Genomic DNA, 7,255 nt, shown 5'->3' on the forward strand with positions numbered 1-7,255 from the left:
GCAGTCGGTGATAGCTTCTCTAAGCGCCCGGTTCATCGAGCACGAATCGATCCAAGCTATTGGCGCGATGGCAACGTCATCACGAGTAAGGGTTTCAAAGAAGCATTTAAGGCATTCGGAGATGCTGGATGGCAGGGTATCGGGCATCCGGCTGAGTATGGCGGTCAGGGTTTGCCCAAGCTGGTGGCGACGCCCTGTATTGAGATGTTGAACGCGGCGAATCTGTCGTTCGCGCTATGCCCGTTGCTAAGCGACGGCGCAATTGAGGCGTTACTGACCGCTGGTAGTGATGACCAGAAGCAGATGTATCTGGAAAATCTGGTATCGGGCAAATGGACCGGCACCATGAATCTGACTGAGCCGCAGGCGGGTTCCGATTTGTCGCTGGTACGCACGCGTGCTGTGCCGCAGAGTGATGGCACGTTTAAGATTTCAGGCACTAAAATTTATATCACTTATGGTGAGCACGATATGGCCGAGAATATCGTTCATTTGGTGCTGGCACGCACGCCAGATGCGCCTGAAGGCGTGAAGGGTATTTCGCTGTTTATTGTGCCGAAGTTCATGGTCAATGCCGACGGTTCGCTCGGTGCGCGCAATGATGTGCATTGTGTTTCGATCGAACACAAACTGGGTATTAAAGCGAGTCCGACGGCAGTGCTGCAGTTTGGCGATCACGGCGGGGCCATTGGCACCTTGGTAGGGCAAGAAAATCGCGGTCTGGAATACATGTTCATCATGATGAATGCCGCCCGCTTTGGCGTCGGCATGCAAGGCATAGGGTTGGCGGAGCGGGCTTATCAGAAGGCCGTCATATTCGCTAAAGATCGCCTGCAATCGCGGGACCTGAGCGGTTCAGCCGGGCCTGTGGCGATTATTCATCATCCGGATGTACGCCGTATGTTGATGTCCATGCGTTCGCAAATCGAGGCCGCGCGTGCGCTGGCGTATGTCACAGCCGCCGCATCGGATGCGGCGCATCACCATGCTGATGAGGCTACGCGTAAAACTAATCAGGCGTTTTATGAGTATTTAGTTCCCGTGGTGAAGGGATGGTCAACCGAGATGTCGATAGACGTTGCTTCAACGGGCGTTCAGATTCATGGCGGTATGGGCTTTATTGAAGAAACTGGTGCGGCGCAGTTTTATCGCGATGCACGTATTTTGACGATTTATGAAGGCACAACGGCGATTCAGGCAAATGATTTGATCGGTCGTAAAACCGCGCGCGATGGTGGTGCTGCGGCTAAATCTATCATTGCTCAGGTTCGCAGTGTACAGGCGCAGTTAGCGGCCTCCAGCGATGTTGATTTGATCGCTATCGCCAGGCAACTGGCAAGCGGTGCAGATGCGCTAGAGCAAGTGGTTGACTACGTGGTGGCGAATCTGAAGGCGGATATCAAGGGCGTGTTTTCCGGTAGCGTGCCGTATCTGAAACTGGCCGGTGTCGTGCTTGGTGGCTGGCAAATGGGGCGTGCCGCTTTAATTGCATCAGAAAAGCTGGCATCAGGCGACGGTGATGCTGGTTTTTATCGGGCTAAAATTGGCACGGCACGGTTTTTTGCAGAGCATGTGCTGGCGCAGGCAGATGGACTTCGGATTTCGATTGTCAGTGGTAGCGCGGGAGTGATGGCGTTAAATGAGGATCAGTTCTGATCTTTTGCGTTAAGTAAGTCCGCATAATCATTTATACGTCGTTGCTGCTTCTGGCCTTACAGTCATACTGTCTGCGTCGGGGGGCCTGATCTAAACAGTTATGCGGACTTACTTAGTGTCATGTGTTCGTCAAAAAAGCAGCCAATGGCTGCTTTTTTGTTTAATTCAGAGATTCGCCCTCAAGCATTACCCGTAAGAACCGCCGGTTAATATCAAGTCAAATGTACGTGCAATGGCGGCGATCAGGCCGGTTGCGCCTAATATCAACGTCAATACCAAGATAAGAGCGATCGGCCACGCGGTGTCTGATTTTTTACCTGAGTTGAGGTTATGTTTGGTGTCCCATTTTTCGTCTGGCATGAGTCCTGTGACCAGCGCTTCAAGGGTGGCGATCAGCGCAGAGATGAGCAAAAGTGCAAACAAGAAGAAATGTTGTTGTTCCGGCCACAAAATGAGGGCGAGTAAAGATAATGGCAAAGTCACAAAATGCAGCCAGCCCCACTTGTCTTTCGCGCCGTACAGATAAAATCGGTGAATGCCGATACTGCCGAATACGGTGGTGATGAAAGTGGTGAGCGTTTTATTTTTGTGTGGGGTAGTCATGAAAGTATTGGGGAGTATTGCTTTACGTTGTCAGTAAATCGGGTAGGGGCGGTAGCGTATAAGGCAAGCCCCAGGTAGACCTTGTTGGGCCTGGCTGCTAGCGAAGGCGTAGTGTAACGTAAGTATTGTTGCGCTAGTGATGGGAATTCTAATCAGCCGTGATAGGTTCTTTTCGAGAACTTTTAAAGGTGACAGGGGTAAAATAAATGTCTTATTTAAGTCGTCTGCTAATAGTTGACGTAGGTGCACAACAAGGTCAGATAGTTCGAGGTTGCAGGGCTAGCCTGACTTGCGTTATAATTTGCGGCTTTTTCCGTGCTCGACAACACTTTTTGGAATCATTATGGTCGTTATTCGTTTATCTCGTGGTGGCGCTAAGAAACGCCCGTTTTACAACATCGTAGTTACTGATTCACGCAATCGTCGTGACGGTCGCTTTATCGAGCGTCTGGGTTTCTATAATCCGGTTGCATCCGGTGCATCGGAAAGCTTCCGTATTGCCCAAGATCGCCTGACCCATTGGGAAGGCGTTGGCGCTCAAATGTCGCCAACTGTTGCTCGTCTGGTAAGCCAGGCTAGTAAAAAAGCTGCAGTGTAATTCTGTAGTGACAACTGCATTGTCAGGAGTCGCCACTAGCGTTGTGATTCCTGCAGATTTGATCATGGTCGGTTACATCACCGGTGCCTATGGTATTCAAGGATGGGTGCGGATTAAACCGTATTCCCCTGACGCTGATGCATTATTGAATGCCAAAAAATGGTGGCTTGGTAAGCCTGATGTGGCAGATTTGCAAGATGTGGATATGATGCAAGCCAAAAACCACAGTGGTGACATTGTGGCGCAATTGGTAGGTGTGGTTGGACGCGATGCTGCTGAGGCCCTAAAAGGTACAGCGGTGCATGTTCGCCGTAGCCATTTTCCTGCATTGGACGATGGTGAATTCTACTGGATCGATTTGATTGGTCTGGCGGTTGAAAACCTGCAAGGCGAACAATTGGGTATGGTTTCTGACTTGATGGACAATGGTGCCCATCCGATTTTGCGGATAGCGGTTCCTGTTGTATCTGGTCAAGATAAAACGGCACCGGAATTGTTAGTCCCTTTTGTTGATCAATTCGTCAAGACCATTGATCAGACGGCTAAAAAGATTACAGTTGATTGGAGTCTGGATTATTAGGCAACAATTCAGGCATCTGTTTTTTTGTCAGCATTTTTGCCAATTCCTCAGATTTGCGCTGCAAATAATTTCGGTAAAGAATAAAGCAGGTGGGCGTTATGCAATTTGATGTCGTCACACTGTTTCCAGAAATGTTTGCAGCACTAACGCAGTCGGGTATCACCAGGCGTGCGTTTGAGCAAAAAAAATGTGAATTGGCACTCTGGAATCCACGTGATTTCACTGTTGATAATCATCGCACCGTGGATGATCGACCTTACGGTGGCGGTCCCGGCATGGTCATGCTGGCGAAACCATTGGAAGCTGCGATTGATGCAGCTAAAAAACGCCAGCAAGAGCGAGGATCTTCTACTGCGCCGCGTGTAGTTTATTTGTCGCCGCAAGGTAAACCTCTCGACCATCAGCGTGTCATGCAGTTGAGTGCTGAGCCAGGTTTGGTGTTGCTGTGTGGACGCTACGAAGCCGTCGATCAACGACTCTTGGATCGTTGTGTGGATGAAGAAATCAGCCTTGGCGATTTTGTTTTGTCAGGTGGTGAGTTGCCAGCAATGGCACTCATGGATGCCATTATCAGACAATTGCCTGGTGTATTAAATGATGGTGCTTCAGCGGTTGAAGATAGTTTTGTCAACGGCTTGCTGGATTGTCCGCATTACACCAGACCAGAAGAATATGAGGGTGTGGCTGTACCTTCCGTATTAATGGGTGGGCATCATGCCGAGATTGAAAAATGGCGACGTCAACAGACGCTGCTGGCAACTGTGAATAAACGTCCGGATCTGATCTTAAAGGCACGCAAAAGCGGAAGCTTGACGGTCAGTGATGAAAAGTTTTTAAGTACTATTCACATTTAGCCACATAGTCGACAGACCCAGCTTTTCGCTCAATTGTCATCAGTTTGTAGTAAGCATGGTGTAAAACCATGATGTAGATGTAGTACCAAAGTAGTACAAAGCGACCAACCGGTCGCCTATGTTTAACCCCATCCTCTACCGAGCAGTGCACAGCACTAGTGTCAGCAAGATGGTATCCGGAGCTAAAAATGGATCTGATCCAACAACTTGAACAAGAAGAAATTGCCCGTTTAGGCAAAATCATCCCTGAATTCGCACCTGGCGATACTGTTATCGTTAGCGTCAATGTAGTCGAAGGTACGCGCAAGCGTGCTCAGGCTTACGAAGGCGTTGTGATTTCACGTCGTAACCGTGGTTTGAACTCTAACTTCATCGTCCGTAAGATTTCTTCCGGCGAAGGCGTTGAGCGTACATTCCAACTGTATTCACCATTGATCGCTTCGATCGAAGTCAAGCGTCGCGGTGATGTACGTCGCGCCAAACTTTACTATCTGCGTGAGCGTTCGGGTAAATCGGCACGTATCAAAGAAAAATTGCCACAACGTCGTAACGCAGTTAAAACAGCAGCGTAAGTATTACGAAGTCAGGCATGTGTACATAGAAAAAAGGACGCTATCAGGCGTCCTTTTTTCATATCTGGACAAGTAAGGCCGCCTAATTGTTTAGGCAACTGTGCGGCAAGGGGGGGCAACAACGCATAAACGATTATGTGGCCATACTTGCAAGCATATTGATGCAATACATTAGGAATATTGGTGAGATGATCATTTTAGTTTGATCGGATTTCTCTATTGGAGCACTATTAGAGTAACAATAGTGCCTTGCGACGTGCCACAGGAATAGTTTTGGTTAAACTCACTTTCGATCCCCTTATACTTCCGATTGATGCTGTCGCAGGTGAGTCAGCGCTCGCACCAGAGAGGATGAATGCTGATTGGTTACGCCAACGTTTCGCACAGCCACCTTTATGGCACCCCGAAGACATGGTGCAATTGCGCGGTCAGCCCAGGTCTGATACGCCAGTTGCCGCTGCGGTGTTGATTCCCTTTATCATGCACCCGACAGGGCCGACGATATTATTCACTCTGCGCACAGCACATCTGAGTGCGCACGCGGGTCAGGTAAGTTTTCCGGGTGGTCGTGCCGAGCCTGCAGACGTCTCAGCGATTGAGACTGCGCTACGTGAAGCCGAAGAAGAAATCGGTTTGCCGCGTAGCGAAGTAGAGGTAATCGGGACTTTGCCTGAATATTTCACCGGAACCGGATATCGCATTACACCAGTTGCAGGACTAATTCAGCCTCCAGCGTCGCTGCGTGCAGACCCTAACGAGGTAGCAGAGATTTTTGAAGTGCCGCTGGATTTTTTGATGGATGGTCTCAATCATCAGTTGCGTACTTTCGATTTGCCGGATGGCTATCGACGCACATTCTATGCGATGCCTTACGAGCAGTTTTTTATTTGGGGAGCGACGGCCGCGATGTTGCGTAATTTATTCCATCTTCTGCGTGCATAACGAGAATAAATGTCGTTAAATGTCCGGCGAAATTGATTCTGTCCCTCGCCTGCGTTATCGTATGGGTTATCGTATTGTTCATCAATAAAACAGGATTTGCTGACCCCTAAGGTTGATTAATGACGTTTCTCTCTATTTTGTTTGCATTGCTGATCGAACAACTAAAGCCGCTGCGTGCGGACAATCCCGTCTATACATGGGTCAAATATTTTGCACTCAGGATGGAGGCCTGGTTCAATGCCGGACAGGTTCGCCACGGTCGTCTTGGTTGGGTTTGTATGATGTTGGCATTGATGGTACCAACGGCATTGATCTATTGGCTATGTCTGCATATCGGTGCATGGGCGGCATTTATCTGGAACGTTGTTATTGTGTATTTGACGTTGGGATTTCGGCATTACAGCCACTATTTCACTTCTATTCAGTTGGCTCTAAATACGGGCGATGATGTAACGGCCCGCAGTTTATTGGCTGAGTGGACTAAGCAAGATACGACCGACATGGAAGTGAGCGAAATTTCACGCATTGCCGTTGAGAAAGCCTTAATCACGACGCATCGAAATGTATTTGGTGTGTTTTTCTGGTTTTTGATGCCGCTCGGACCTGCTTGCGCTGTGATGTATCGGGTTGCTGAATATTTGGCGCGTGCCTGGAATGAACCTGATCACATGAGAAATGAGGAGTTTGGTCGTTTTGCCGCGCAGGCTTTTTATTGGATAGACTGGATTCCGGCAAGACTGACTGCCGCTGCTTTTGCCGTAGTTGGCAATTTTGAGGATGCTATTTTTGCATGGCGTAATTTTGCTGACCGCTGGCAAACTGAAACCGATGGCATCATTCTTTCCTCCGGCGGCGGAGCGATGGGTATCCTGCTCGGAACACCAGACAAAAGCGCGAGTGCTTTTCTACCCATCGATGCGGCCACGGTCGATTCTACCGGTCTGGAGACAGAAAGCCCGCCTGGCGATGCTCCGACTCCACGCGCACTCCAAAGTACTGTCGGGTTGGTCTGGCGTGCCTTGTTACTGTGGATGTTCTTGTTATTACTTATTTCGGTAGCTGTCTGGTTGGGATAAACATGGTCACCATTATTGCTCCGCGATTTTGAAAGTCTTCTATAAGATATAATACGTAAGAATTAATCGCGACAATATAGTTTAATCACCCTCACACATAAAACCCTGGCTCTCATCTCACGAGGATGCTGAGCATATGTTTAGAGAATTATGCAGAACCGCCTCAGTGCGGGCAAGCTTCCCAGCCCACAGTAAAGGCCGCGACAGGTTTAATTAAGCGTGTTTCTGGAACAGTTTTGCGTAAGTCCAATTCTAAGCATCAAAGAAGAAATGAGCTGTCCGCATGGCCGAAATCACTGACCCCTCAAATGCGCCTGCCCGCATCGATTCGTGCTTGTCCGTGGTACTCGGCATAGAACTACTGAGTCGGAGAC

General features: G+C 49.0%; 8 protein-coding genes. 7 read left to right on the top strand and 1 reads right to left on the bottom strand.

Annotated features, from left to right (window positions below; genetic code table 11):
- Positions 1–1,656 (top strand): acyl-CoA dehydrogenase (locus ACVBEF_RS19675; protein WP_447125612.1); only part of this gene is annotated, 1,656 nt, incomplete at its 5' end.
- Between the two features lie 186 nt (positions 1,657–1,842).
- Here the strand turns inward: ACVBEF_RS19675 and ACVBEF_RS19680 are convergent.
- Positions 1,843–2,259, bottom strand: coding sequence for an NINE protein (locus ACVBEF_RS19680; protein WP_447125613.1), 417 nt, complete (start codon positions 2,257–2,259; stop codon positions 1,843–1,845).
- A gap of 343 nt (positions 2,260–2,602) precedes the next feature.
- Between ACVBEF_RS19680 and rpsP the strand changes: the two genes are divergently transcribed.
- The 6 genes from rpsP (at position 2,603) to ACVBEF_RS19710 (ending at position 6,881) form a co-directional block, all read left to right on the top strand.
- Positions 2,603–2,857 carry a 30S ribosomal protein S16 gene (rpsP, locus tag ACVBEF_RS19685; RefSeq protein ID WP_447125614.1) on the top strand — a complete coding sequence of 85 codons (255 nt, stop codon included), beginning with the start codon at positions 2,603–2,605 and terminating at the stop codon, positions 2,855–2,857.
- A gap of 64 nt (positions 2,858–2,921) precedes the next feature.
- Positions 2,922–3,437, top strand: a complete 516-nt coding sequence (gene rimM / locus ACVBEF_RS19690) for a ribosome maturation factor RimM (RefSeq protein ID WP_447125619.1) — start codon at positions 2,922–2,924, stop codon at positions 3,435–3,437.
- Between the two features lie 98 nt (positions 3,438–3,535).
- Positions 3,536–4,291: a tRNA (guanosine(37)-N1)-methyltransferase TrmD gene (gene trmD, locus ACVBEF_RS19695; RefSeq protein ID WP_447125615.1), complete on the top strand. Its 756-nt coding sequence runs from the start codon at positions 3,536–3,538 to the stop codon at positions 4,289–4,291.
- Positions 4,292–4,479: 188 nt separating this feature from the next.
- On the top strand, positions 4,480–4,863 hold the full coding sequence (gene rplS / locus ACVBEF_RS19700) for a 50S ribosomal protein L19 (RefSeq protein ID WP_447125616.1): 384 nt from the start codon (positions 4,480–4,482) through the stop codon (positions 4,861–4,863).
- A gap of 273 nt (positions 4,864–5,136) precedes the next feature.
- Positions 5,137–5,805 (top strand): CoA pyrophosphatase, encoded by a 669-nt coding sequence (locus tag ACVBEF_RS19705; RefSeq protein WP_447125617.1) that lies wholly within the window; start codon positions 5,137–5,139, stop codon positions 5,803–5,805.
- 119 nt (positions 5,806–5,924) lie between these two features.
- The gene (locus ACVBEF_RS19710) at positions 5,925–6,881 is read left to right on the top strand and encodes a CobD/CbiB family protein (RefSeq protein WP_447125618.1); all 957 of its coding nucleotides are present in this window, start codon (positions 5,925–5,927) and stop codon (positions 6,879–6,881) included.
- Positions 6,882–7,255 lie beyond the last annotated feature (374 nt).

The organism is Glaciimonas sp. GG7 (assembly GCF_052976905.1).